The sequence below is a fragment of the Alkalihalophilus sp. As8PL genome, assembly GCF_040939795.1.
GTDB classification, from domain to species: domain Bacteria; phylum Bacillota; class Bacilli; order Bacillales; family Bacillaceae_D; genus Alkalihalophilus; species Alkalihalophilus lindianensis.
Genome location: NZ_CP162551.1, coordinates 94388 through 118989, shown reverse-complemented (window position 1 = coordinate 118989; position 24602 = coordinate 94388). Strand labels below are relative to the sequence as shown.

The window sequence follows — 24602 nt, the reverse complement described above, 5'->3', positions numbered from 1 at the left end:
TAAAAAATGTTAGAAACTAAGAATTAGATTCCATCACACAATCTTACCACAGCTCTTGTTAAAGTGGGTAGATAGTAATTTTGAGAAGTGTGTGACAAATGAAAGTAGGTTAACGATGAATCATCTTTTAGTTACAGAAACTCAATTACATAAAATAAAGCGAATGACGATGAAAAATAATCTTGATAATATTTCAAGAACGAAGGCATATGAACGTTTTTACAAAAGAAATCCTGAAATCCGTTGGGCTCTGCTCGCTGGTATCGTCTCACGAAATGCGGGTTGGAATATGACTGATCTAGAAAGTACTTGGTTTAAAGAAATTCTTGAGCCGAGCACAAGAGCCACGATCTTTGCGATGTACGAACGTTCTAATTGGCTCATCTTTCAAGATGCATACCCACAACTACTACTATATGAATGGAAGAAAAAAAATCAACTACTAGAATTTGAACAATTAAAGGCATTAAATGTCTCAAGCTTCATGCAGAAAGAGTGGCAAGTATTTTGGGATAAAAGAGATGAAATCCGTTTGTGTACAGCGCTTATTATTAATGAACAGCAACTACTTGAAAAAGAAGTGATGAGTAGGAAAACATATTCAAAAAAGATCTTTCACACTTTACGATATCAATTAGAAGAACATGCACACTTCAGTTATGTTTTGTTACCGACATTGGAGGGCTCTGTTTATGGTCAGTATGTTCGGAACTTTGCCGATGTAGGCCAAAGAATTAAGCTTGGTAAACGATTAGCTATGTTGCTGTTCCATCCAACTATTCACACGGACATTCTAGATTTTATGTATTCGATCGAACATACAGGTTCAAGAAGAGATTATGAACGGATTTGTAAAATGGAGTCGCAAAATTCAAGTCCAATCCTTAGATGGACCTATCCAATCTTTTCTCACCCTCCAGCTAAAGGGATCGACTGGTCTACTAATCATAAAGATGTGACGTCTTTTTTTCGGCGGGTAAAGGAAAAAAAGCCTAAAGAGATTAGAAGGTGGGTACATAAAAAGAGAGTAGAGCTCTATTGGTTGTATAAGGTCAGCCGATTATAAAACGAAAAGCCGAGATGGCACTCATCTCGGCTTTTCGTCTTATAAAGTCATTCAGCAGGACGGTTTGGCCCGCCTAATTTCTTGTCACCTGTGTATTGAGAATCCTTTTGATTATCTCTTTGCTGGTTCGGGTTTGATTGTGGTTGTTTTTTGTTCGTTTTATTATCCATGTTCGATCCCTCCTTATACTTAGTATGGCTATTGAAATGAAAATACATGTATAAGAGGCAAGCATTCCTGATTATTCGTCAAAAAGTCCTCGATTTGTAGAATAAGTGTCATTAGAGGCTTTCTTTGACGAATGTATTCTAGTTTTGTCAGGTAGCAGGAAATGAGCATGGTCGGTAGCGAAACGTTTCTTTAGAAAACATTACGGGAGGGACGTCTTATGGAAATGACGATGAAGACAAAAGAGGTTTCAGAACAATTAGGTGTAAACCCTACTACGATTCAACGTTGGATGAAGTTTTTTGATATTGGTTGTGATACAAATGAGCATGGTCACTATTTTTTCTCAGATGAACATGTTGTCGTATTAAAATCCATCCAAGAACAACTGCAAGAAGGAAAAAAAATGAAAGAAGTTGATCTATCTCAGTTTTCATCCTTGGTCCATAAGCGTCCCCATTCTTCTGTGAAAAAGGAGAAGGTCTCAGCTGCTGCCTATGATGAGAAGCTTGATCAAGTGATGAGACGTGTTGAGGACTTAGAGATGCAATTATCACAAAAAGCAGATGAAGTGGTGAGCTATCAACTTTTAAAACATCGCTCAGAAATTGAGAATATGATGAAAATGCTCCAAAAACTAGAGGCGAGATTAGATCAGATGGAGGAAAAAGTTCACGATCCATTTAGGGACGAAACAGAACTACCAGTCGCTGCAGGAGCAGAACCTAAGCGAAAGTGGAGGTCTTTTAAGCAGATGTTTTCCTTTTAAACCCCCTTACTCATTTGCTATGATAAGGATGAGGTGAGGGATATGAATAAAGATAAACGGAAGTTAGAAGAATTAACAGAAGAACTTCTTCTTTTAAATAGTGAAGCTGAATCCTATTATTTAAATCAGGTTCGTAAAGAAGGATATGAGCCTGATTTTTTTGGTGTAGTTAAACCCTTTGCCGATCGAGTGAAGATCGTCTCGGATGAATGGAAACCTTTAGCTGAACAATTCGTACTGAACGTTAAACCAAGCCATTTATACCCGATTCAAATTGGCCATACACATGATAACCTTGAGGTCGTTGCGATCAAATCTTTTTATCCTAAAACGGGATTAAAGAAACAAATTGAAACATTTAAGTCTGTAGCCTTTGTCCTTCATCAGTTAAGAGATGAATTAAAGGCTTTTCAAGAGGAGGTTGAGTAAGTTGGTTGAATCGAAAACTCCTATCAAATCAATAGAAGAAGTGGTTAACTGGATAAACGGAAATAAATCAGTTCTTATGATTGATTGCCGTTATAAACTCAGTGAACCGGATGATGGATTCGATAGATATAAAAGCGATCATATTAAAGGGGCTTTATATATCGATCTTGAAAAGGATCTATCTGACAAGGTGGAAAAGCACGGCGGACGACATCCTCTACCATCCATCCATTCTCTAGAAAGAACGATGGGACGATTAGGCATTAATGATGACACAGTTGTCGTCGCTTATGATGATGAGGGTGGAGCTTTTGCCTCTAGATTATGGTGGGTATTAACGTATTTAGGGCATGAACATGTCTATGTCCTTGATGAAGGTTACACAAAGTGGAAATCTTCTGGATACGCTGTAGATGATGTGATTCCAACCTATACACCTACGCAATTTAAAGCTAATCCTCAACATGAAATGTTAACTACGCAGGAAGTAGTTTTAACAGCTGTTCAGCAAGGGAATGCTACCATTTTGGACTCAAGAGAAGAAGCGCGTTATTTAGGTCTAGTGGAACCGATTGACCGGATAGCTGGAAGAATTCCAGGAGCTGAACATGCTTTTTGGAAAGGTAATTTAAATGAAGACGGTACATGGAAGAGTAATAAAGAGTTAAGTGAGAGATTCAATATGATAGATAAAAAAGACTCTGTCATTGTTTATTGTGGCTCTGGGGTTACAGCTTGTCCTAATGTATTAGCTTTAACAAGTCTAGGTTATAAAGATGTAAGATTGTACGCAGGTAGTTGGAGTGATTGGATCACGTATGAGGGTATACCAATTGAAACAAACAAAAAATGAACCGCATCTATTCGCGGTTCATTTTTTGTTAGCTTGGTAATTGTTCGATTTTCCTGTGGGGAAGCTGCCATTTATAATGGACTGAAAGCATCCTCAAAATGACCATCACTGTAAACAATGTCCAAAGTCCGACTGTGCCACTGACAAGATTTAATCCAATAGCTAGCCCCGCTAGCATCGTCCAACCAATGTAGATTTCTTTTCGTAAGAATAGCGGCCGCCTCCCTGCCAAGACGTCTCTTATCATTCCACCACCAGTACCTGTTAAGGCGGCTGCAACCAATACTGCGCTTAACGGATGCCCCATCTCTGTTGCATAAATTGCTCCTTGTATAGCAAAGGCAGCAAGTCCCATAGCATCAAAAAGTATGCCGAACTTTAACCATCGATTAATCCACAAGGCAGGAAATAAAAACGCGACAGTCATCACGATGATTGCGATTGTAAAAAGAGTACCCTGATCCCAAAGAGCAGAGACTGGTACTCCGATTAATAAATTCCGAATAGCACCGCCTCCAAAAGCAGTGACAAGACCTAATATGTAAACACCCATTAAATCGTAATCTTCTTCCATTGCCACAATTACTCCACTTAAAGCAAAAGCAACTGTACCAATGACATTTAATACATCCCACGTCATAGTGTTTCTCCTTTGTGTTCAATCCTCGGGAATGACATAAAGCAAGGGTTTGGCTCAGTGTCATGTGTGAGCCAAACCCTTTTTACGTTAGTAACTCTTATCCATTATCGCGGAAAGAAAGAAAAATCATAAAAGCAAGAGTAACAATTGATAATGCAGTAAGTGCACCAGTAATTAAGCCAGATGGTTCAGCATGAGCAGCATCTTCTGCAGCACCGCCACCAGCGGCTAAAATAGCTTGTGCTCCCATGAAAAATGATGTTAATAAAATCGCTGTCATCATCGCTAGTTTTTTTAACATGAACGACCCTCCTCTTTGTCAACACAAACATCGATCTATGTATGACGAATGCAGTCATACTCTTTCGTCCACTTTATTATAGTGTTGCCCCTAAAAATAATCAACAAGCAATCGCACGATAAATGTCAATTCAAGTAAGTTAATCTGAAGAGGGAAATGAAACAAGGAGGGGAGCTTGATATGGGGGTTCGCAAAAATAAGCCCATATGGTAAGATGATGAAGATAAAATTTAATTATTAATGTCTAAAAGGAAAACGAAAGCAAACGAGGGGATTACACAAATGGGAACCTTACATATTGAAGATATCATCATTGCAAATCAACGCTTAAAAGATGTAGTCACGCATACACCATTGCAGAAGAATCAGGTCTTATCTGAACGCTATAATTGTAATGTCTATCTAAAAAGAGAAGACTTGCAAGTCGTGCGATCATTTAAAATTCGTGGTGCCTTTCATCAAATATCTAGTCTTCCAAGAGAAGAATTAAATAATGGTGTTGTTTGTGCCAGTGCTGGTAACCATGCTCAAGGTGTAGCCTATTCATGTCATACCCTACAAATTACCGGTAAAATATTTATGCCGTCTACTACACCACGTCAAAAAGTAGATCAAGTGAAGTTTTTTGGAAAAGAATTTGTAGAAGTGATTTTAACAGGCGATACATTTGATGATTCTTTTAATGAAGCAATTACCTACAGCAATGAACATCAAATGGCCTTTATCCACCCATTTGATCAAGAAAAAATTGTAGCAGGCCAAGGAACCGTTGGAATGGAAATTATGAATGACATCGATGAAAATATTGATTATCTATTTTCATCCATTGGCGGCGGCGGCTTAATTAGCGGAATCGGCACCTACATTAAAAGCATTAGCCCGAGAACAAAATTGATTGGCTGTGAGCCTTCTGGTGCTCCTGCAATGAAAGAATCTCTTGAGCAGGGGAAAGTAATAGAACTTGAAAAAATTGATAAATTTGTAGATGGAGCAGCAGTTAAAAAAGTGGGCGAGCTTCCTTTTGAGATCTGTCAGAAAGTGCTTGATGATATTGTCTTGGTTCCTGAGGGGAAGATTTGTACAACCATTCTTGAACTATACAACCAAAATGCCATTGTTGCTGAGCCTGCTGGTGCGATGCCAATCTCTGCTCTTGATTTCTATAAAGATGAGATCAAAGGAAAAACGGTTGTTTGCGTGGTGAGCGGTGGTAATAACGATATTGGACGGATGCAAGAAATGAGGGAACGGTCATTGATATATGAAGGACTACAACACTATTTCATTGTTCAATTTCCACAACGTGCTGGTGCGCTACGTGAGTTTATTACAGACGTATTAGGACCGGACGATGATATTACACGTTTTGAATACACAAAGAAGAATAATAAAGCAAACGGCCCAGTATTAATTGGGATTGAACTGAAATGTGATGATGATTATCATCATCTTATTGATCGTCTTAACAAAAAAGGTTTTGGTTACCACGAAATTAATAAAAATGAAAGCTTATTCAATTTGTTAATTTAATGCGAAAGCTCGTTTCGAAACGAAACGAGCTTTATTATGGACGTAAACTAGTACTTAAGGAGTGTGTACATTGGCGGTTAATCAAGAGGGAATCTTACTCGATTCAGGCACAAATGAACTAGAAATGATTGTTTTTAATGTTGGAGAAGGTATGTATGGTATAAATGTAATGAAAGTACGAGAAATTATTCAAACACAGCCAGTAACCCATATACCAAACAGTCATCCTCATATAGAGGGAATGATCCGTTTACGTAATGAAGTATTAACAGTGGTGAATTTAATGGAAGTATTAGGTTGTGTGCCTTCTCGGGATCCATCTCAAGATAGGTTTATCGTTTCTGAATTAAATAAGTTAAAAGTAGCATTTCGAGTGAGTGGAGTATCACGTATTCATCGTATTTCATGGGAACAAATTGAAAAGCCCACTGAATTATCACAAGGAATACAAAATGCTACAACTGGTGTGGTGAAAATGGATGAGCAGATGATCTTACTTCTTGATTTCGAGAAAATTGTCGTAGATATTAATCCTAGTAAAGGAATTAATGTAGAGCAAGTAAGGAAGTTAGGTAAAAGGGAACGGAGCATGAAAAAGATTGTAGTGGCTGAAGATTCTGCCATGCTTAGAAAACTTCTTCATCAAACATTATCAGAAGCAGGATACGAGCAAATCACGTTTTTCGAGAATGGTAAGGAAGCATGGGACTATTTAGAATTTATAAAGGCTGCGGACGACCAACAACTAGAAGAGGAAGTCCAGCTATTAATAACTGATTTAGAAATGCCGATGATGGATGGATTACACTTAACAAAAAGGGTAAAAGAAGATGATATTTTAAAAAGAATACCTATCATCATCTTCTCATCTCTCATTACTGATGACCTTTATCATAAAGGTATTGCAGTGGGTGCTGATAAACAAGTTAGTAAACCGGAAATAATCAAACTCATTGAAGAGATTGACCTTTTAATCTAAAAATCACCTCAATTTGAGGTGATTTTTTTATTTCGTTAAACAAGATATATGTATGGATTATGTATATACATATTTTTCTTATTAGAATTTAACTATTAGATTAAAGTTTTTCTGATAATTCAGATGAATAAAAATTCATGAAGATACATTGACGATTTCCTCATATTGCCTTACTGTTATAGAAGGTATTTTCTCAATTTATTAACTAAATGTGTCACAGACAAAAGGTTTTATAAAGAGATAGAGAGATAATAGGAGATGAGAATGTTGGAGAGATTTAGAGTAATGGGGGTAGTCTTAGTGGGACTAATATTGACTTCACTTGGATTACGCTTTTTAGCTATGCATGACTTAACCTTTGGAGGGACTGCAGGGCTTGCGACGGTGCTTACATATATGAGTCCCTGGTCATGGGGAGTGCTGTTCTTCTTAGTCAATTTGCCGTTCTTTTTGATTTCATGGACGAAGCTAGGGAAGTGGTTTACACTTTCTAGTTTACTCTCCATTACGGCTATATCAGTTATTCGTGATTTGCTTGATGTTATGCCATTTTTTAATGTGCCTTTATGGCTTGCTACAGCTTTAGCAGGAATCTGCATTGGCATTGGTGTGACTCTTGTTTTAAATAACGGATCCTCGCTTGGGGGTATTCATATTCTTGCTCTTTATATTGATCAGAAATGGGGAATTAATCGAGGGCTGACTATTTTTATCAGTGATTTTCTCATTATCGTCTTTGCAGCATTATTAGTTGGTTGGAGTCAAGCATTGCTTTCTGTATTTGTCATTTTTGTGGCAAGTACGATTATAGGGCGTTATAAAAAATCGCCAATTCCAAAAGATGCGGAAAATGCTGAGGGTGAATTTTCCTCATTACAAACAAATAGTATTCAAGATTAAATCTTACACGAGCAATCATTGATTGTTCGTGTTTTTTCAATGTTGCTTTAATCTTATTAATAGGAAATGCTATACTTTTAATACTAAAGATAAATTTGGAGGTAGAGGATGGAATTTCATTTTTTAGGGACTGGCTCTGGAGTTCCAGCGATTGAGAGGAATGTGAGTGCACTTGCTCTTCGCTTCCTACAACAAAAAGGCACACAGTGGTTATTTGATTGCGGGGAGGCCACTCAGCATCAATTGCTACATTCTCCCATCACCTTAACAAAGATTGATCGAATATTTATTACACATCTACATGGAGATCATATATTTGGCTTGCCTGGATTATTAGGCTCAAGATCTTTTCAAGGGGCAAGATCGCCATTAACAATATACGGTCCAAAAGGGTTAGAAACTTTTATAGATGCATCCCTTACTGTTTCTAGAACACATTTACGTTATCCTTACAAGGTAATTGAGGTAGAAGAGGGTTTAGTATTAGAGACAGAAGATGTGCTTGTGTATGCTCTTGAACTTGAACATGTAATGCCTTGCTTTGCTTTTAAAATTACTGAAAAAGATAAGCCAGGGAAGCTTGATATGGGAAGACTTCAATCATTGAATATACCTAAGGGGCCGATCTATCAAAGAATTAAAGAAGGTAAAACGGTTGAGTTAGAAGATGGAAGTAAAGTAAATGGCAAAGATTTTGTTGGGCCACCTCAAAAAGGTCGTATGATCGTTATTGCAGGTGACACAAGACCGATCAAAAAGATGGTCGATTTTAGTAGAGGTGCCACCGTCCTAGTACATGAAGCTACTTTTAGAGGGGATAAACAAGAACATGCTGCCCAATTTGGACATAGTACCATTGAAGAAGCAACGGCACTAGCGAAAGAGGCGCAAGTAAAGACGTTGATACTCACTCATATAAGTTCTCGTTATTCTGGCGAGGAGGAAGAATTCGAACTGGAAGCGAAGCATTACTTTTCGAATGTCCATATTGCTCACGATATGATGGTGTATAAGCTTTCTACTTGAATAAAATTCTCTTATGGTACGCATAGTAACATCATTCACTATTCTAAATATGTAGGAGGAATGAATGATGGCAAATCGTGATCAAATGGAAGAATGTATGGAAAAGGCAGAAGGAATCATTGAAGAAGCGCAAAAAGTTTTTGATGATGCAAGACGAGTGCAGCCTGGTACAGACGAAGAGTACACAAATGCACAAATGATGTTAGAGGAAATAAGTGGGGAATTAGATGATGTGTTGCGAGCAGCAACCCCGGAACAACGAGATCAATTAAATCGAAAGCAACAACAAATTCGACAACTTCAAAACCACATGATTTTAAGACAATAACGAGGAGCAAGGGTCTATTTAGACTCTTGTTTTTTATATCATTTATCTCTTTTTCGTGCGAAAAATCCTATTATTTGCTACAATGGATAACGATAGGGGTGTGAGACACTTTATGGAATCGATTTCTGAAAGTAGCTTAAATCATATACTTGATCAGCGTAAATCGGTTGAATTTATTTTCATATCTACACCTTTATGTGGGACATGTAAATTGGCTGCCAAAATGTTAACAATTTTAGAGCAGACAACTCCTCACCTGAAGATATATGAATTAAATGTAAATGAAGCCACTCGCTTTGTGCAAAAGTGGAAGGTACATAGTGTTCCTGCTTTATTTATCTTCCAAAAAGGACTAGGAGTAGAGCGGATTTATGCTTTCCATTCCATTGCGCATTTATATGAAAAGCTCTCACCATATATATCATTCATTGAGTTACATAATGAAAACGAAAATAAAGGGGGATGTTAAATCATGTCAATGCATTATGAAGATTATATGAAGCAGGTCGTACTGCCAATGAGAGCAGAATTGACTGAGGCAGGTTTTACAGAATTAACAACATCAGAAGAAGTAGATCATTATATGGATCAAGCAAAAGGCACAACGTTAGTCGTTATTAACTCTGTATGTGGATGTGCAGCGGGACTTGCAAGACCTGCTGCAACTACATCACTTCAACATGATCAAACACCTGATCATTTAGTAACCGTTTTTGCAGGACAAGATAAAGAGGCAACAGCAACGATGCGTTCTTATTTCCCAGAGATACCACCATCTTCACCCTCGATGGCCATCTTAAAGGGGAAGGAAGTTGTTCATTTTATTCCTCGCGAACAAATTGAAGGAGCTTCACCGGAATCGATTATTCGGAATTTAGCTCTTGCTTATAATGAACATTGCAGTTCTTAAAAAACAAATAGAGCCTCCTTGCCTTGTTCCCAAGGTGAGGAGGCTTCATTATTACTTATAAGGAGAGATTCGTATGTCAGTTATTGCCCCTAATTTCACTTTAACAAATCCCTCACAAACAAAAAAACTATCACTAGAGTCATTAAAGGGGAAAGTGGTTCTTCTTACCTTTTGGACTTCTTGGTGTCCGGATTCCAAAAGAGATCTAAGTGAAAAGCATACGCTTTATCAGTCAATGAAAAACGATGACGTTGCCATGGTTTTTATCCACGTAACAGGTCGTGATTCATCAGTTGATGTGGAAGCTTGGTTAGATGAAATGAATTTAACTTTTCCGGTTTATAGTGATGTTGGAACGAAAACGTATGATGCTTATCGGTGTATGGGTGTCCCAACGACCATTTTAATTGATAAAAAGCAGCAAATTGTAGCAACATACAATGATCAAGCTCGTTTTATTTTAATTGTTAAAGGGCTTGGTGAGCTACTTGATTAAAAGGTGTTAAGGCTTCACGCCATAAAACACAACCCTGCCCATCGTTTCAATATCCGGGTAGCCACCTTGATGATAAAGCTCTACAACATGTTCTCTATTATACGGTACACGGTTAATTTGGAAAGAATGTCGTCCTTCTTCAAGGTCACCGACGATGTATGAAGCAAGTGGATGACCATCAAAAGGTAAGCCCACACTACCTGGGTTTACTACATTTTTCCCATGAAAAGAACGGATATAGGGAAGATGAATATGTCCATATGCATAGACATCTGCTTCATCTTTTTGCATCAATTGATGTTCAATTTTAGTTGTTTCATCCGGGTTGATAACGTCAAAAAGGTTTGTAGGTGTTGCATGAAAGGCATGAATAAGTTGATCTTGTCCTTTATCAACAATCATTTCAGCTGGAAGCTCTGCTAAATAAGTGAGATCTTCATCATTTAAGCGCTTTAATGTCCAATCGCGTTCTTGATTTAAACCTTCAAGAGCAGTAGTTGGGACTTCGCCTTCTTTAAACCCTCGAACAAGCCATTCGTCAGCATTTCCTTTGACAACTGAGGCATCAAGGGAGCGAATTAAATTAAGACAACGCTTTGGTTCTGGGCCTCTAAAGCAGAGGTCTCCTAAAACGACAATGTGATCAACATCTTTCTTATTTAGGTCTGTAATGACTGCTTCAAGGGCAGTGGCATTACCATGTATATCTGATAGAAAAGCAAATCGCATGATGAAACCTCCTTTTTATAGTAGTATAACAGAGGTGAGAGTTGTTTTAATATAACAATTTTGTTAAATCTGAAGATTCATACGTTAAGGGAAAGCGTAAATGTCTATTGGTGGAAACGCTTAGATACCTATGATAAGATCAATTAAAGATTAAGAGGAGGTCATTTAAATGAGAATTCTATCCATCGAACCAACACCAAGCCCCAATACAATGAAATTAACGTTGAGTGAGAGTTTAGGTCAAAGTTCTAGGAATAGTTATAATGAAAAAAACAAAAATGAGGCACCCGAATACATAAAAGAATTATTTGAAATAGAAGGAGTAAAGGGCGTTTATCATGTAGCCGACTTCCTAGCGATCGATCGTCACCCAAAGGTTGATTGGAAAGTGATATTACCTCAGGTACGTTCTGTTTTTGGAGAAGATGCCGAAACAGTAAGTGAGAGTGAAGATACTATTCAAGATCATTTTGGAGAGGTATATGTACATCTACAAATGTTTAAAGGAATCCCGATGCAAGTAAAGCTTACAAACGGAGAGGAAGAGCAGCGTGCTGGTTTACCTGAGCGCTTTAGTGATGCGATTGCAAAAGCTCAAAAACCTGAAGATAACGTAGTAATGGAGCGTAAGTGGGTAGAGCAAGGTGTACGCTATGGTGAACTTGAAGAAGTAGCAAAAGAAGTTGTCGATGAATTATCCGCTGCTTATTCCGAGGAACGTTTAAATGAATTAGTAAATATTGCTAATGGTAATGTAACTTCTGAAAAGCAAGAAGTCACAAGTCGTTTTATTAAAGTGAGCGAAGAGATGTTAACAGTTGAGGATTGGAAGGAACGTTATGCATTATTAGAGCGTATGGATCCAACAGAGGATGATCTTCCTGTTTTAAAACGTGCACTGGAAGATGAGAAAGCTTCTATTCGTCGTCTTGCAACTGTTTATTTAGGGATGATCGAAAAGCCTGTTGTTTTACCATTACTATATCAAGCATTAAAGGATTCTTCTGTTACGGTACGCAGGACTGCTGGTGACTGCTTATCTGATATAGGCGATACAAAAGCTATTCCCGCAATGATTGAAGCGTTAAAAGATAAAAATAAGCTTGTAAGATGGCGTGCGGCCATGTTTCTTTATGAAGTAGGCGATGAATCAGCATTACCAGCACTAAAAGAAGCGGAAGCGGATCCAGAGTTTGAAGTAGCGATGCAAATTAAGATGGCGATTGGACGGATTGAAGGCGGCGAGGAAGCAAAAGGTTCCGTATGGAAGCAAATGACAGATTCTAGATCATCGAAAGAATAAGGAGGAGAGATCTTGGATAAACAATCTATTTTGAATGAATTAGAGGCAAGGAAGATGGAAGATATTATTGAATTAATTGAAGATGCAGAGAAGGGGCACCTAGAAGAATTAGAATTGGTGAAGTCTGTAGGTCTTCTTTATGATAAAGAACTCAATGATGCGATCATTTCATTGCTACAGGACCAAGGTGTAGAAATTATCTACGTTTCCGAAGAAGAATAGTTTTTAAGGAGGAGAGAGCGTGCGAGGAGCACCATCAACCCTATTACCAGTGAAGGCACGTTCAGTATGGAGGCTACAAGCATTTTTTGAAAGTTTGCTTGTAGCTCTTCTTCCTATTACATATGGTGTACTACTTAATTTTTATGATTTACCTGTTTGGATTTTATTTACTTTTATTGCGATTTATTTTTTATACATCTTCATTACTGTCATTTTATTACCGCCATTAAGGTGGAAAAGGTGGAAATATGAAGTGTTAGAAAGCGAAATTGATTTACAGTTTGGCGTAATGATTGTTAGAAGGCAGTTAATTCCTATGACGCGGGTGCAACATGTCGATACTGAACAAGGTCCACTTTTAAGACGATATAAAATGGCTGATGTTACGATTACCACTGCAGCTACAAGTCATAGAATTCCTACCCTTTCATTAGAAGTTGCAGAAGAGTTAAGGGATCGAATAGCTGCACTAGCAGCGGTGGCAGAAGATGAATGAGTTTAAAAGACTCCACCCGGCAAGCATTATCTTACTATTTTTACAAGGTATGAGGGGCATATTATTACCTCTCATTATTACTTTGTTTTTTAGTAATCGTTCTGAAGAACAATTCTTTCGTTTTGAATACATATGGCTTGGGTTTATCATCATTTTGTTTGTTTCTAGTTTATTATCGTATATAAGCTTTCGTTATCATCTTCATGATGGAGAGTTATTTGTACAAAAAGGGATTTTGATCAAAAAGAAGCGTTACATCCAGCAAAGTCGTGTACAAAGTATTGATATGACTGCAGGTATCATTCAAAGGATCTTTGGTCTTGTTAAATTAACGGTAGAAACGGCTGGAAGTGGCGGTGAACCCGAAGTACAATTAAATGCGATAAAAAAAAGCGAAGCCAAGGTCATTAGCGAAGCGTTAAAAAGAAATACACCACCTATCTTTCGTGTAGAAGAGCAGCAAGTTGAATATGGAAAGTTTACGCATGAAGACAAGCCATATTCAGAACCTCAACAAGAAAAGACATGGATACTCTCTACTAAACATTTAGTAGTTGCGGCACTAACTTCTAGTGGTATTGGGTTAACGATCTCTATGGTAGGTGCATTGTTTAGCCAATTTGAGCAAGTCATTCCTGAATCAATTTATGAACGAACATTTGGTTTTTTTGTAGGTTCAGGTATGTGGTTTGTTTTAGCAATCATTGTATTCGTGTTTATAGTATCTTGGATTATTTCAATTATTAACACGATATTAAAGTATGGAAAGTTTAGTGTTGAGAAGCATGGCGATGAGCTTATCATAAAAAGAGGACTGCTTGAAACAAGACAGTTAACGATTAAGCAACATCGTATAACAGCAGTGAGATTTGTCTCAAATATATTCAGACAACCTTTTGGATATACCACGGTTTATGTAGAGAGTGCTGGTGGTGGGACTGGGGAAGAACAGGGGTCAACGGTGTTTCTTCCTTTAATAAAGAAAAGGGAAGTAGAAACCATTCTAGCAGAATTCATACCAGAGTATGCAAAGCCCTATACCCTTCATTCTGTACCTAAAAGAGCTGCAATGAGGTATTTACGACGCAATGCACTCATTCCAGTTACTGCTACAGCTCTTGCCTTTTATTTTTATCCAGACATTGCTTTTTACGGTCTATTTCTTATTGGAATGATGCTTGTTATTGGCTACGGACAATACCATGACGCTGCTAGTGGGTCATACGAGGATACCATCTATCTTAGGTATAGAAAGCTAAGCCAAGTCATTGTCGTTGCAAAGCATAACAAAATTCAATCGATCGAGCGGCAAGTCAATTATTTTCAAGAAAGAAAAGACCTTGCTTCACTAAAATTTGCTGTGCAATCGAGCTTTAGTTGGAAAACGTTTCAAGTGGATGATGTAGACCTTACTAAAGCAAATGACCAGCTATATTGGTATTCACGTAAAAACCAACATAAAAGCTCATAAGGAGCTTTTATGTTGGTTTATTTGTCATATTTGAGATATACGTTGCAACTGAGCGTTTGCCAGTATCTGAAGTGAACTCAAACCGATCAAAAACATGATCACTTTCTTGCTCCGTCAATGTTCTTTCATAGTGGTGCTGAACCATTACGTGCCCTGCTTTTGAACGATACATTAAGAAATTAACACCTTTGAACGATTGTTGGCCAGTAGACTGCAATAATTGAAGCAATAATGAATTATGACAATCAATTAGATCTCGATGAGTTAATTGATACTCTATTAAGTTTGATTCTAATAATTCAAGAGAGGAAGGCTCTAGTTCATTACGCAAAATAAAATAGGGTTCAAATTGCTCTTTGTCAATAAAGATGGTATCGCCTTCTGTAGGACGATATTCTTCACCAGTATGACTAGTGAAAATTCCATCCCCCGCATAATAACCTAATACTTCCTTCTTTTTATTTAGCCACCTAAACTCGAACGGACAATCTGCTAAATCTAATGTCGTTTCTTGTTCATCGATTAAAAGGTACCTAGAGCCACTTTGATAAAATGCATAAGAAATATAACTTTTTTCTTTTGAGTTTTGCCTATTAAGCAAGTGATCAAGTTTTTCTTGTTTTAAATAAGCGAGATATTGATTTTCTTTGATTAGTAATTGTTTTTGTTGTTCAAAAATATCCGTTAAATTTGCAGCTATGGCATTTGCATGAGAATGATCAAAAGATTTAGGCATGTTGAAGGATGATGGTAGAGGAGAAAGTTTATTTCCAGGAAATTCAATTTTATCTCCATCTTTATAAGCTGGAGGGACGATAACCCCAGCTTGATCTAAATTCTCTCCTACATTCATCACGTATTTTATTTCTACTTTTCCACGCCAAGGTTTGTTTGGTAATGTGATCACTTCTAGTAATTTGCCTACAAATAGACTACCTAGGTTTTCATTAATAATCACTAATTGGTTCAAGTTTTGTTGTGCTTGTTTTCTATCCATGTTAAAACCTCACTTTATCTAATAGACCTTACTTGGATGATTATTTATTTAAATAATCAATTATTCCCATGGAACATACTTGCAGGTCTAGACGGATGTGTTGATATGCAAGATGATCGCGGCTTACTCCTTTTTGATCAAGTTCCTGTTGGACAAGTTCGAGTAAAAGAGCAGACAATTCACTGACCCCTTTATTTTGCTGAATGATTTCTCGACCTTTCTCAACAAAAATAGGAAGCCATTTATTTATATGACTATAAACAACTTCTGGATGTGTAGACGCGCTAAAGTGGCCAAAGTATATTTGATCCACATTTAAAAGTTGAATTTTTCTCATCGATTCATTGGTTGCTTGTGGATTAAACTGATTTGGAGAAGTAGAAGGGAGTACAAACTCAATGCCCTCTTTAGCTAATGGTTCATACCGTACACCTAATGTATCCCCTGTGAAAATACCATTTGAAGCAGAATCATAGATGCTGAAATGATGCGCTGCATGTCCTGGTGTATCTAAGAAAGTGAGAGTACACGTTTCACTTAATGTGAGAGTGTCCCCATCCTCCATTGATAGCAATCGTTCGTCTGCAACCGGTAAAATCGGGTCAAATAGTCTGTCAAAGTTATGCTGATAGACCGCTTTAGCCCCTTGAATTAGGCGAGATGGATCGTTTAAATGTCTGAATCCTTTAGGATGTACGATCACGGTTGCTTTAGGACAATGTTCTAATAATAAGCCTACACCACCTGCATGATCAAGATGGATATGAGTGACGATAATGTATTCTACATCTTCAACCTTCAAGCCAAGTTCAATAAACCCATTTAAAATATGTTTAATTGATGGGCTGGGGCCAGTTTCAATGATCGTCAGTTTATCTTCATGGAGGATGTAACTTCCAGTTCTCTCTGGCATGTCCATGTCATAGCCGTCAATTAGTGAGAGACGAGGAGATAACGATATAGGTTTAGACATTAGAATATTCCCCCTTAAATAGCATTCGAACCCTTACTATTAGTGTAAGGGTCCTATCGGTAGAACACAAGCGGAAAGAAAGGTGATTTCACTTATAGCTTACGATCTTGTTCATATCGAAGTTTTTGCAGGCGGAGAAGGTGATTCATTTTTTCCATTCTCTTTTCTTCTAGTTGTTCATGGTAAGAAATCAACGTTAATTCCATTTGTGAAAGTGAAACAAAAACATCTTCTTTATGGTCCAATTGATTTTTTACAGACAATGACAAGAAGGTAGTTAACAGCTTCGGTATGTCCTCTTTAAGCATTCTCCGAACAGTATGCTTTTCTTCATAATCAAGCAATTCAAAATCCTCTTGGAGCTTTTCAGTCTGTCTTAGAATTCGTTGTAATCGATTTTCAATTAAAGGATCAACGGTAAATTGTTTGACGGTATCTAAATACCTTGAAGCTTCTTGTCTAATTAAACGAAAGTCTTGTTGATGACTCAAACCAGCAGATTGCAGAGAATTCAATTCAAGAGGAGTTAATGCTCCGCTCGCACCATTAGAGTAGGCCTCGTCTAATCGGTGGATACGATAAAACAACCCATTAAAGAGAGGAGAATCGGAAACCTTACGAACATGAGCACGTCCATCTTTTAAATAATGAATGCTTGCTTCACGGCACATACCAACCCCATTTTTTGCTTTCAAATATTTTCTGTAGCATATAATGGTGATTCGTTTGTGAATGGCAGCATTAGTATGCTTTGTATCATTCATTTTGATCAGAATCTGCTTATGATTAATTTTTACTTTAATTTTATAAGCTTTATGTTTACGTCTAATAATACGTGGTTTGTTTTGTCCATCAGCTCGCTCAAGCATCCTCTCTAGGAGGTCTTCAGTTTGATGAATTAATGTTTGAGTAGCCGCATCCTTTAATAAATGCTCTTCAACAGGACGTTTATGAGTAGGTGTAAGAAACCGAAACATGGGCGATTGCAATAAGGTTTTGCTCAAAAAACCTCACCTCCTTAGTGAAGTGTATCGACTTATTTGTCTAATAGTTTCATTTGCATTTCTTTGTTTAATGTATCCATCTCACTAATAAATTGTTTGCCACTAGTAACAATTCTTTCATTAGATTGCTCAGTAAGTTCGATCGCTTCAAATACATTATTGTAAGCTTTTTTAAATGCCTCAATCGCAATAGCAGGTTCTTCTAGCGTTTTTAACGTTTCTTCTGTATTTTGTTTTAGCATTTCTGCATTTGATAGTAACATTGATTCAGTTGCTTCATTAACATTACGGACAGCACTAATGACTTTTTGTTGGTTATTTAAGGCGAGTTGAATGGAAGCAGTCACGGTAATGATATTTTTAGTCATCGTAATGGCATTAAAGATTGCCTCTTCAAGCTTATCGTTGTTTTCAATAATCAAGTCAACAGAAGCTAAAGACTGTTGGAGTACCATAACTGCTTGAGACATGTTCTTCACTCGTGAAATCACTTTAACTTGTCCTTTTTTTAAAGCGTTAGGATTATCTTTCCATTTTATGGAGGTCATTTCTTCTTCAAGCATAGCGTGCAACGTATTTCCAGCATCGATTTGCTGATTTAAATTCACAATACGCTCTCTTGCTACATTTTTAAGTTGCTGCAACATTAACGTATCTTCTTGCAACTTGTCCTTCCCGCTAAGAAGTCCTTCAATGACTTGTTCAACTTGAGCTTCAACAGTTTGATATTTTCGTGCGTATTGTTCAATAGGACTACGTCTTAATAATTTATTAGTCCACTTCTTGAGGGGACTATCTTTTAAATAGTCTGGCTCAAGTTGACTAACCATCTCTTTTAATTGATGTAACTGATTAGGAAGTTGATTGGATTGGTCATTCATCATCTCTTTAACTGGACGTTTAAGAGCTTCAAGTGATTCACCAGCTTCACGTTGTTCTTCTTCCCCTAATGTATTTAAAGAGTTAAGTAACTGCTCAATGTTTTCTGTTTTTTTATATTCTTTAATTAGATCAAGTTCTTCATTTTTATTTTGTTCGTTCATGATTGATCTCCTCCAACTTCAATTCTGTTAACATATACGAAAAAATGGATGAAAAGTTTCACAATTTGTCTTATAACTACATCTATTATGAATCAAATCAAATTGAATGACAATGAATCTGATACTAGCTCGTTATAAGAATAGAGGACGTTTGCTTTTTATTTATCTAATCATTAAGGATATACTTACAAAAAGGAGGTTTTCATTATGTGCTTAGTAGCATTGGCATTAGGAATTCATGAGAAATTTCCATTGATTGTGGCTGCCAATCGAGATGAGTTTTACGAAAGGCCGACAAGGAGAGTTCATTATTGGGAAGATGATCCTACTATTTTTGCTGGGAAGGATTGTTTACGTGGGGGGAGTTGGTTAGGTGTATCAAAAAAAGGGCGATTTGCTTGTGTAACCAATATTAGAGAAACGGTAGAATCGGAGGAAATCGACTTTATTTCAAGAGGAGATCTCGTAAAAGGGTTTCTCCAATCAGATTTTTCACCCAAAGAATATATTAGTCAAATCGAACAACAAAAAGACAAATACCAAGGCTTTAATTTAATTGTACATAATGGTACTCAAACTATTTACTATTCAAATAGAATCGAGCAACCAATTGAATTAACTGCAGGTTATTATTATGTAAGTAATTCAACACTAAATGTGGAGTGGCCTAAGGTAAAGAGTATACAGTCAGGGTTTAGTGATGTAGTTAATGCTAGACCGCCGCTTGAAGAAATAGTGGTACAAACATTAAAGGTGCTAAAGACTGAAGATACTTACTTAGACAAAGATTTGCCAGAAACAGGCGTTGGTTTGAAGTGGGAGAGGATGCTTTCTACCATATTTATTAAAAGCGAGCTATATGGGACAAGAGCCTCTACGATTGTGGCCATAAATGAAGACGGCTGGGCTCATATTACGGAGCAAGGTTTTGAATCAATGGGTATTCCTACTGAAAAAATTCAAGAGAATATAACATTCTTGTAAAAAAGAACCTTAATTTGACCTATTTTCCGTTTTTAAATGATCGAAAGGGGTATATATAATTTTGATATTATACTTTTATACTAAAATGTTCTAAAACAACCCGCTTTTGTATATTTATGCATTAAATGAATGGTTATATACAGTTTTGTAGAGGGTAAATTTGAATGCTTTTTGAAAGATAGTAAAAAAAGACGATAAGTAAGCGTTTTCATAGAATAATTTACTTATTTATAATTTGCCGAAATGTCAGAAAAATGATATGATCCTGTATATTAGCTCGAATCGGATTTGGGGAGAGTTGATTGATTTTACTTTTTGGAGAAAGGTTGGGTGCTAATGCAGAACGCTAGATATCCTAAAAAACAAGGCTTATATGATCCTCAATTTGAACATGATAATTGTGGTATTGGCTTTTTAGCACATATGAAAGGTCAGAAATCACATGAAGTTGTTCAAGATGCCCTTCATATTCTTCGGAATTTAGAGCATCGCGGAGGACAAGGAGACGAAGTGAATACAGGTGACGGAGCTGGAATCTTGCTTCAAATCCCGCATCGCTTCTTTCAAAAAGTTTGTTTAGCAGAAGGTATGACTCTTCCTGAAGAAGGGAACTACGGAGTTGGGATGCTGTTTTTGCCACAAGATGAACAATTACGTGAGCTGTGTGAAAGAAACGTTGAAGAAAAGATAGAAAAAGAGGGATTAACGTTTCTAGGTTGGCGTACCGTTCCAGTTGATGACACAATGCTTGGCAATGCGGCAAAAACAGCCATGCCATATATTCGCCAGTTATTTATAAAAAGAGATAATAATTGCGCGGATACCTTAGATTTTGAACGTACATTATACGTTGTTAGAAAGTGCGCAGAACAGGAGCTTGCCAAGCAGATACCTATTGATCAGTCCTTTTATTTTGCTAGTCTATCAAGTCGCACGATTGTCTATAAAGGCATGCTAACAACAGAGCAAGTCAATCAATTTTATTTAGATCTTTGTGATCAAGATTTTGAGACAGCGATTGCACTCGTTCACTCTCGCTTTTCAACAAACACATTTCCTAGCTGGGAAAGAGCTCATCCAAATCGTTACATGATTCATAACGGTGAAATTAACACGTTAAAAGGAAATGTGAATTGGATGCACGCTCGTGAAGCAATGTTTGAGTCAAATGCATTTGGTGAGAACATCAATAAGATTCATCCGATTGTGGACCAAAGCGGCAGTGATTCTTCAATGTTTGATAATACATTAGAATTTTTATCACTTGCTGGTAGGAAAATGTCTCATGCTGCAATGATGATGATTCCTGAGCCTTGGCAGAATGATCCACATATGAGTCCAGAGAAAAAGGCATTTTATCAATTTCATAGTACATTGATGGAACCATGGGATGGGCCTACGGCAATTTCATTTACAGATGGTACACAAATTGGGGCCTGTCTTGATCGTAATGGACTTAGACCAGCTCGCTATTACGTAACAAAAGATGATTATATTTTAATGTCATCAGAAGTAGGTGTATTGGATATTGATCCAGAAAATGTCCTATACAAAGAGCGTTTACATCCAGGACAAATGCTGTTAGTAGATACAAAAGAGGGTCGTATAATTCCTGATATAGAAATCAAGCAAGAAATTGCTACGGAGTATCCATACAGTGAATGGTTGGAAGGAAATTATATTCAACTAGAAGATGTACTTGAAACTTCACACGTGCAAGGTTCACAATTTTCGAATTTATTAGAACGCCAATTAGCTTTTGGCTACACATATGAAGAACTTTCAAAAGTGATCGCTCCGATGGTTACAGAAGGCGTAGACCCTGTTGGATCGATGGGGTATGATTCTCCACTCGCTGTCTTATCAAAGCGTTCACAACTTTTATATAGCTACTTCAAGCAGTTATTTGCTCAAGTAACTAATCCTGCGATAGATGCCATCCGTGAAGAAGTCGTTACGTCTTACGGGACAACAATTGGAGCAGAGCGTAATCTCTTGAATCCAGAGCCTGAAAGTAGTCGCCATATCCACTTGCCATACCCTATTTTAAACAATGAGGAATTGGCTAAGCTACGCCATAACAAACTTGAAGGATTTAAAGCAATCACATTGCCGATTTTATTTAGTGCTGATCATAAGGAAAATCGTCTTGAGCAAGCACTAGATGATTTATTTGCAAAAGCGGATCAAGCCATTGCAGACGGGCATACATTAATTATTTTAAGTGACCGTGACATGAATAAAGATTTAGCTGCCATTCCTGCTTTATTAGCGGTTTCAGGTTTGCACCATCACTTAATTCGTCAAGGGACACGTACTAAAGTTAGTATTTTACTTGAGTCAGGTGAGCCAAGAGAAGTACATCATCATGCTGTCTTACTTGGATACGGAGCAGAGGCTATTAACCCTTACTTAGTGTTCGATTCGATTGATGAACGAATTCAAGAAGGGTTACTCGAGGGCTACTCTTATGTAGAAGCGGTCAATCGCTATGTTCTAGCTGCGACAAAAGGAATTATGAAAGTTCTTTCGAAAATGGGGATCTCTACAATCCAAAGTTACCGCGGAGCTCAAATTTTTGAAGCGGTAGGGATTGATCCAAGTGTAATCGATCGTTACTTTACATGGACGACCTCGCGCATTGGTGGTATCACACTAGATGTAATAGCTCAAGAAGTTTTAATGAGACATGACCGAGCGTACTCAGAACAAGAAGGCCTAGATCGTACACTTGATCCAGGTGATGATCTTCAATGGAGACGTAATGGTGAGCCTCATCAATATAATCCACATACCATTCACATGCTTCAACATGCATGTCGAAATGGAAATTATGATTTATTTAAAAAGTACTCACAAGCTATTAACGAACAAACAAAAGAGCAAACGACGCTTCGTGGTTTGCTGAAGTTTAAATCGTCTTCTCCTATTCCAATTGAAGAAGTAGAGTCGGTCGAAACAATTGTGAAGCGTTTTAGAACAGGCGCAATGTCCTTTGGATCGATTTCAAAAGAGGCACATGAAACGCTGGCGATTGCAATGAACCGTATTGGAGCAAAAAGTAATACAGGTGAAGGTGGAGAAGATCCACGCAGATTTACAGAAGATGAAAACGGCGACTTGCGTCGTAGTTCGATTAAGCAAGTAGCATCAGGACGCTTCGGGGTAACAAGTCATTATCTAGTTAATGCTGATGAGATTCAGATTAAAGTGGCACAAGGAGCAAAACCTGGAGAAGGTGGTCAACTTCCTGGAAACAAAGTCTATCCATGGGTTGCAGAAGTTCGTGGTTCAACTCCAGGTGTAGGTTTAATTTCTCCACCACCTCATCATGATATTTATTCAATTGAGGACCTTGCTGAATTAATTCATGATTTAAAAAATGCAAACCCACAAGCTAAAATCAGTGTTAAATTAGTTGCTGGAACAGGCGTAGGTACGATAGCTGCCGGCGTTGCAAAAGGCCGTGCCGATGGGATTGTTATTAGCGGATATGATGGTGGAACAGGTGCTGCAGCAAGAACGAGTATTAAACATACAGGCCTACCATGGGAAATAGGTCTTGCTGAAACACACCAAACTCTTGTCTTAAATAATTTGCGTGATCGCGTCACTCTTGAGACGGATGGTAAATTGATGACTGGAAAAGATGTTGTAGTCGCTGCTCTTTTAGGTGCAGAGGAATTCGCCTTCTCAACAGCACCACTAGTTGTTTTAGGTTGTATTGTGATGCGTGTTTGTCACCTTGATACATGCCCAGTTGGTATTGCTACTCAAAATCCTGAACTGCGTAAGAAATACATGGGTGAGCCCGATCATGTCGTTCATTTTATGAAATTTATTGCAGAAGAAATTCGCGAACTGATGGCTGAACTTGGAATTACTAAAATTGATGATTTAATTGGTCGTACAGATCTTCTTGAAATGAATTCTGATGTAGATAACTGGAAGGCAAAGCATATCGATCTTACAGGTCTTCTTTTCCAACAAAGATCAGAGGATGCTTCGCGTAACTATTGTACAAAAGCTCAAGATCATCAATTAGAGCTTTCGTTGGATGCCAGAGAATTATTAAAAGCGAGCGAACCAGCACTTTACGAAGGAAAGCCTGTTCGCGGGTCTTATCCGATTAAAAATGTTGATCGTGTCGTTGGGACAATTGTCGGTAGTGAGATCAGTAAACGTTATGGTGCCAAAGGACTTCCTGAAGATACAATTCAATTTGAATTTAATGGGTCAGCTGGTCAAAGCTTTGGGGCATTTGTTCCTAAAGGTATGACGTTGAAGCTTGAAGGAGACGCCAATGATTATATTGGTAAAGGGTTATCTGGTGGTAAATTAATTGTCTCACCTCCAAAAGTAGCAAGCTTTAAAGCTGAGGAAAATATTATTGTAGGAAATACAGCTTTTTACGGAGCAACATCTGGAGAGGCCTATATTCGTGGAATTGCTGGTGAGCGTTTCGCTGTGCGTAACTCTGGAGTCAACGTCGTTGTCGAAGGTGTAGGCGATCATGGACTTGAGTATATGACTGGTGGAGTTGTAATCAACCTTGGAGTTGTTGGGAAAAACTTTGCTGCAGGTATGTCGGGTGGGGTAGCCTTTGTTCTTGATGAAAAAGGAACGTTCCCTACAAACTGTAATCTTGAAATGGTCCATCTTGAAACGTTAACGACAGTTGAAGATGTTGTATTAGTAAAATCTCTATTAGAAAAACATCATTCCTATACTGGTAGTGAACAAGCTAAAAAGGTTCTTGCCAATTGGGACCATTATGCAACTAAATTTGTAAAAGTTATTCCAAAGGATTATAAGAGGATGCTTGAAGCAATTGAACGCGTGAAGCAAGAGGGCTTGTCAGACCGTGATGCAGTGATGGTTGCCTTTGATGAAAATAAGAGTGACAAATCAAGAGTTAGCGGGAAATAAAGAGTGAAATAGAGCGTTCTACGCTCTATTTCCACCTATATAAAAGGTATCTTATA

Annotated in this window: 26 protein-coding genes; 18 read left to right on the top strand and 8 right to left on the bottom strand. The window is 37.6% G+C overall.

The annotated features are described in order from the left end of the window. Positions 1-115 precede the first annotated feature (115 nt). Positions 116-1066: a DUF2515 family protein gene (locus AB3N04_RS01860; RefSeq protein ID WP_368504459.1), complete on the top strand. Its 951-nt coding sequence runs from the start codon at positions 116-118 to the stop codon at positions 1064-1066. Between the two features lie 47 nt (positions 1067-1113). Here AB3N04_RS01860 and AB3N04_RS01855 read toward each other — a convergent pair whose 3' ends face one another. After that, positions 1114-1236, bottom strand: a complete 123-nt coding sequence (locus AB3N04_RS01855; RefSeq protein ID WP_368504458.1) for a hypothetical protein — start codon at positions 1234-1236, stop codon at positions 1114-1116. A 218-nt stretch (positions 1237-1454) separates the two neighbouring features. On the opposite strand from AB3N04_RS01855, the gene racA reads away from it, so the two are divergent. Genes racA through AB3N04_RS01840 form a run of 3 tightly spaced genes read left to right on the top strand, consistent with a single transcriptional unit; the run spans position 1455 to position 3285 of the window. Next, positions 1455-2003 (top strand): chromosome-anchoring protein RacA, encoded by a 549-nt coding sequence (gene racA, locus AB3N04_RS01850; RefSeq protein ID WP_368504457.1) that lies wholly within the window; start codon positions 1455-1457, stop codon positions 2001-2003. A gap of 42 nt (positions 2004-2045) precedes the next feature. Continuing rightward, positions 2046-2432, top strand: a complete 387-nt coding sequence (locus AB3N04_RS01845; protein ID WP_368504456.1) for a YppE family protein — start codon at positions 2046-2048, stop codon at positions 2430-2432. Between the two features lies 1 nt (position 2433). Beyond that, a complete protein-coding gene (locus tag AB3N04_RS01840) occupies positions 2434-3285 on the top strand; it encodes a sulfurtransferase (RefSeq protein WP_368504455.1) in 852 nt (283 codons plus the stop codon). Positions 3286-3313: 28 nt separating this feature from the next. On the opposite strand, the gene AB3N04_RS01835 is transcribed toward AB3N04_RS01840, so the two are convergent. Further along, a complete protein-coding gene (locus AB3N04_RS01835) occupies positions 3314-3925 on the bottom strand; it encodes a trimeric intracellular cation channel family protein (RefSeq protein WP_317120823.1) in 612 nt (203 codons plus the stop codon). Positions 3926-4022: 97 nt separating this feature from the next. After that, complete coding sequence (locus AB3N04_RS01830; protein ID WP_317120824.1) at positions 4023-4226, bottom strand: hypothetical protein; 204 nt, start codon at positions 4224-4226, stop codon at positions 4023-4025. Positions 4227-4508: 282 nt separating this feature from the next. On the opposite strand from AB3N04_RS01830, the gene ilvA reads away from it, so the two are divergent. From ilvA to AB3N04_RS01790, 8 genes are all read left to right on the top strand, one after another. After that, positions 4509-5756 carry a threonine ammonia-lyase IlvA gene (ilvA, locus tag AB3N04_RS01825; RefSeq protein WP_368504454.1) on the top strand — a complete coding sequence of 416 codons (1248 nt, stop codon included), beginning with the start codon at positions 4509-4511 and terminating at the stop codon, positions 5754-5756. Between the two features lie 70 nt (positions 5757-5826). Beyond that, positions 5827-6735 carry a chemotaxis protein gene (locus tag AB3N04_RS01820; RefSeq protein ID WP_368504453.1) on the top strand — a complete coding sequence of 303 codons (909 nt, stop codon included), beginning with the start codon at positions 5827-5829 and terminating at the stop codon, positions 6733-6735. Positions 6736-6999: 264 nt separating this feature from the next. After that, positions 7000-7635 (top strand): YitT family protein, encoded by a 636-nt coding sequence (locus AB3N04_RS01815; protein WP_368504452.1) that lies wholly within the window; start codon positions 7000-7002, stop codon positions 7633-7635. A 108-nt stretch (positions 7636-7743) separates the two neighbouring features. Then, on the top strand, positions 7744-8661 hold the full coding sequence (gene rnz / locus AB3N04_RS01810; protein ID WP_368504451.1) for a ribonuclease Z: 918 nt from the start codon (positions 7744-7746) through the stop codon (positions 8659-8661). A gap of 64 nt (positions 8662-8725) precedes the next feature. Further along, positions 8726-8989: a YtzC family protein gene (locus AB3N04_RS01805; protein ID WP_368504450.1), complete on the top strand. Its 264-nt coding sequence runs from the start codon at positions 8726-8728 to the stop codon at positions 8987-8989. Positions 8990-9101: 112 nt separating this feature from the next. Next, positions 9102-9458 carry a thioredoxin family protein gene (locus tag AB3N04_RS01800; RefSeq protein WP_368504449.1) on the top strand — a complete coding sequence of 119 codons (357 nt, stop codon included), beginning with the start codon at positions 9102-9104 and terminating at the stop codon, positions 9456-9458. Between the two features lie 3 nt (positions 9459-9461). Continuing rightward, the gene (locus AB3N04_RS01795; RefSeq protein WP_368504448.1) at positions 9462-9899 is read left to right on the top strand and encodes a BrxA/BrxB family bacilliredoxin; all 438 of its coding nucleotides are present in this window, start codon (positions 9462-9464) and stop codon (positions 9897-9899) included. Positions 9900-9972: 73 nt separating this feature from the next. Continuing rightward, a complete protein-coding gene (locus AB3N04_RS01790) occupies positions 9973-10395 on the top strand; it encodes a TlpA disulfide reductase family protein (RefSeq protein ID WP_368504447.1) in 423 nt (140 codons plus the stop codon). Between the two features lie 6 nt (positions 10396-10401). Here the strand turns inward: AB3N04_RS01790 and AB3N04_RS01785 are convergent, their stop codons facing one another. Further along, on the bottom strand, positions 10402-11124 hold the full coding sequence (locus AB3N04_RS01785; RefSeq protein ID WP_368504446.1) for a metallophosphoesterase: 723 nt from the start codon (positions 11122-11124) through the stop codon (positions 10402-10404). Positions 11125-11293: 169 nt separating this feature from the next. On the opposite strand from AB3N04_RS01785, the gene AB3N04_RS01780 reads away from it, so the two are divergent. Genes AB3N04_RS01780 through AB3N04_RS01765 form a run of 4 tightly spaced genes read left to right on the top strand, consistent with a single transcriptional unit; the run spans position 11294 to position 14616 of the window. Further along, positions 11294-12427 (top strand): conserved virulence factor C family protein, encoded by a 1134-nt coding sequence (locus AB3N04_RS01780; RefSeq protein ID WP_368504445.1) that lies wholly within the window; start codon positions 11294-11296, stop codon positions 12425-12427. 12 nt (positions 12428-12439) lie between these two features. Beyond that, the gene (locus tag AB3N04_RS01775; protein ID WP_368504444.1) at positions 12440-12649 is read left to right on the top strand and encodes a hypothetical protein; all 210 of its coding nucleotides are present in this window, start codon (positions 12440-12442) and stop codon (positions 12647-12649) included. Positions 12650-12668: 19 nt separating this feature from the next. Next, positions 12669-13145, top strand: a complete 477-nt coding sequence (locus AB3N04_RS01770) for a PH domain-containing protein (protein ID WP_368504443.1) — start codon at positions 12669-12671, stop codon at positions 13143-13145. Then, entirely contained in the window at positions 13138-14616 is a 1479-nt protein-coding gene (locus AB3N04_RS01765; RefSeq protein WP_368504442.1) for a PH domain-containing protein, read from the top strand. Before AB3N04_RS01770 ends, AB3N04_RS01765 begins: the two co-directional genes overlap by 8 nt. Positions 14617-14623: 7 nt before the next feature. Here the strand turns inward: AB3N04_RS01765 and AB3N04_RS01760 are convergent, their stop codons facing one another. The 4 genes from AB3N04_RS01760 to AB3N04_RS01745 all read right to left on the bottom strand — a co-directional run bounded on the left by AB3N04_RS01760 (position 14624) and on the right by AB3N04_RS01745 (position 18633). Beyond that, positions 14624-15613: a DUF2777 family protein gene (locus tag AB3N04_RS01760; protein WP_368504441.1), complete on the bottom strand. Its 990-nt coding sequence runs from the start codon at positions 15611-15613 to the stop codon at positions 14624-14626. Positions 15614-15653: 40 nt separating this feature from the next. Continuing rightward, on the bottom strand, positions 15654-16586 hold the full coding sequence (locus AB3N04_RS01755) for an MBL fold metallo-hydrolase (protein ID WP_368504440.1): 933 nt from the start codon (positions 16584-16586) through the stop codon (positions 15654-15656). Positions 16587-16678: 92 nt separating this feature from the next. Next, positions 16679-17590 (bottom strand): hypothetical protein, encoded by a 912-nt coding sequence (locus tag AB3N04_RS01750; RefSeq protein ID WP_368504439.1) that lies wholly within the window; start codon positions 17588-17590, stop codon positions 16679-16681. A gap of 32 nt (positions 17591-17622) precedes the next feature. After that, entirely contained in the window at positions 17623-18633 is a 1011-nt protein-coding gene (locus tag AB3N04_RS01745) for a toxic anion resistance protein (RefSeq protein ID WP_368504438.1), read from the bottom strand. 207 nt (positions 18634-18840) lie between these two features. Here AB3N04_RS01745 and AB3N04_RS01740 point away from each other — a divergent pair, with 207 nt between their 5' ends. Both AB3N04_RS01740 and gltB read left to right on the top strand, forming a co-directional pair. After that, complete coding sequence (locus AB3N04_RS01740) at positions 18841-19617, top strand: NRDE family protein (protein ID WP_368504437.1); 777 nt, start codon at positions 18841-18843, stop codon at positions 19615-19617. A 336-nt stretch (positions 19618-19953) separates the two neighbouring features. Next, positions 19954-24546 carry a glutamate synthase large subunit gene (gene gltB / locus AB3N04_RS01735; protein ID WP_368504436.1) on the top strand — a complete coding sequence of 1531 codons (4593 nt, stop codon included), beginning with the start codon at positions 19954-19956 and terminating at the stop codon, positions 24544-24546. The last annotated feature ends 56 nt before the right edge of the window (positions 24547-24602 follow it).

Coding starts and splice junctions, on each gene's coding strand:
- AB3N04_RS01860 (WP_368504459.1), top strand. CDS start 116: ATGAATCATCTTTTAGTTACAGAAACTCAATTACATAAAATAAAGCGA.
- AB3N04_RS01855 (WP_368504458.1), bottom strand. CDS start 1,236: ATGGATAATAAAACGAACAAAAAACAACCACAATCAAACCCGAACCAG.
- racA (WP_368504457.1), top strand. CDS start 1,455: ATGGAAATGACGATGAAGACAAAAGAGGTTTCAGAACAATTAGGTGTA.
- AB3N04_RS01845 (WP_368504456.1), top strand. CDS start 2,046: ATGAATAAAGATAAACGGAAGTTAGAAGAATTAACAGAAGAACTTCTT.
- AB3N04_RS01835 (WP_317120823.1), bottom strand. CDS start 3,925: ATGACGTGGGATGTATTAAATGTCATTGGTACAGTTGCTTTTGCTTTA.
- AB3N04_RS01830 (WP_317120824.1), bottom strand. CDS start 4,226: ATGTTAAAAAAACTAGCGATGATGACAGCGATTTTATTAACATCATTT.
- ilvA (WP_368504454.1), top strand. CDS start 4,509: ATGGGAACCTTACATATTGAAGATATCATCATTGCAAATCAACGCTTA.
- AB3N04_RS01815 (WP_368504452.1), top strand. CDS start 7,000: ATGTTGGAGAGATTTAGAGTAATGGGGGTAGTCTTAGTGGGACTAATA.
- rnz (WP_368504451.1), top strand. CDS start 7,744: ATGGAATTTCATTTTTTAGGGACTGGCTCTGGAGTTCCAGCGATTGAG.
- AB3N04_RS01805 (WP_368504450.1), top strand. CDS start 8,726: ATGATGGCAAATCGTGATCAAATGGAAGAATGTATGGAAAAGGCAGAA.
- AB3N04_RS01800 (WP_368504449.1), top strand. CDS start 9,102: ATGGAATCGATTTCTGAAAGTAGCTTAAATCATATACTTGATCAGCGT.
- AB3N04_RS01795 (WP_368504448.1), top strand. CDS start 9,462: ATGTCAATGCATTATGAAGATTATATGAAGCAGGTCGTACTGCCAATG.
- AB3N04_RS01790 (WP_368504447.1), top strand. CDS start 9,973: ATGTCAGTTATTGCCCCTAATTTCACTTTAACAAATCCCTCACAAACA.
- AB3N04_RS01785 (WP_368504446.1), bottom strand. CDS start 11,124: ATGCGATTTGCTTTTCTATCAGATATACATGGTAATGCCACTGCCCTT.
- AB3N04_RS01780 (WP_368504445.1), top strand. CDS start 11,294: ATGAGAATTCTATCCATCGAACCAACACCAAGCCCCAATACAATGAAA.
- AB3N04_RS01765 (WP_368504442.1), top strand. CDS start 13,138: ATGAATGAGTTTAAAAGACTCCACCCGGCAAGCATTATCTTACTATTT.
- AB3N04_RS01760 (WP_368504441.1), bottom strand. CDS start 15,613: ATGGATAGAAAACAAGCACAACAAAACTTGAACCAATTAGTGATTATT.
- AB3N04_RS01755 (WP_368504440.1), bottom strand. CDS start 16,586: ATGTCTAAACCTATATCGTTATCTCCTCGTCTCTCACTAATTGACGGC.
- AB3N04_RS01745 (WP_368504438.1), bottom strand. CDS start 18,633: ATGAACGAACAAAATAAAAATGAAGAACTTGATCTAATTAAAGAATAT.
- AB3N04_RS01740 (WP_368504437.1), top strand. CDS start 18,841: ATGTGCTTAGTAGCATTGGCATTAGGAATTCATGAGAAATTTCCATTG.
- gltB (WP_368504436.1), top strand. CDS start 19,954: ATGCAGAACGCTAGATATCCTAAAAAACAAGGCTTATATGATCCTCAA.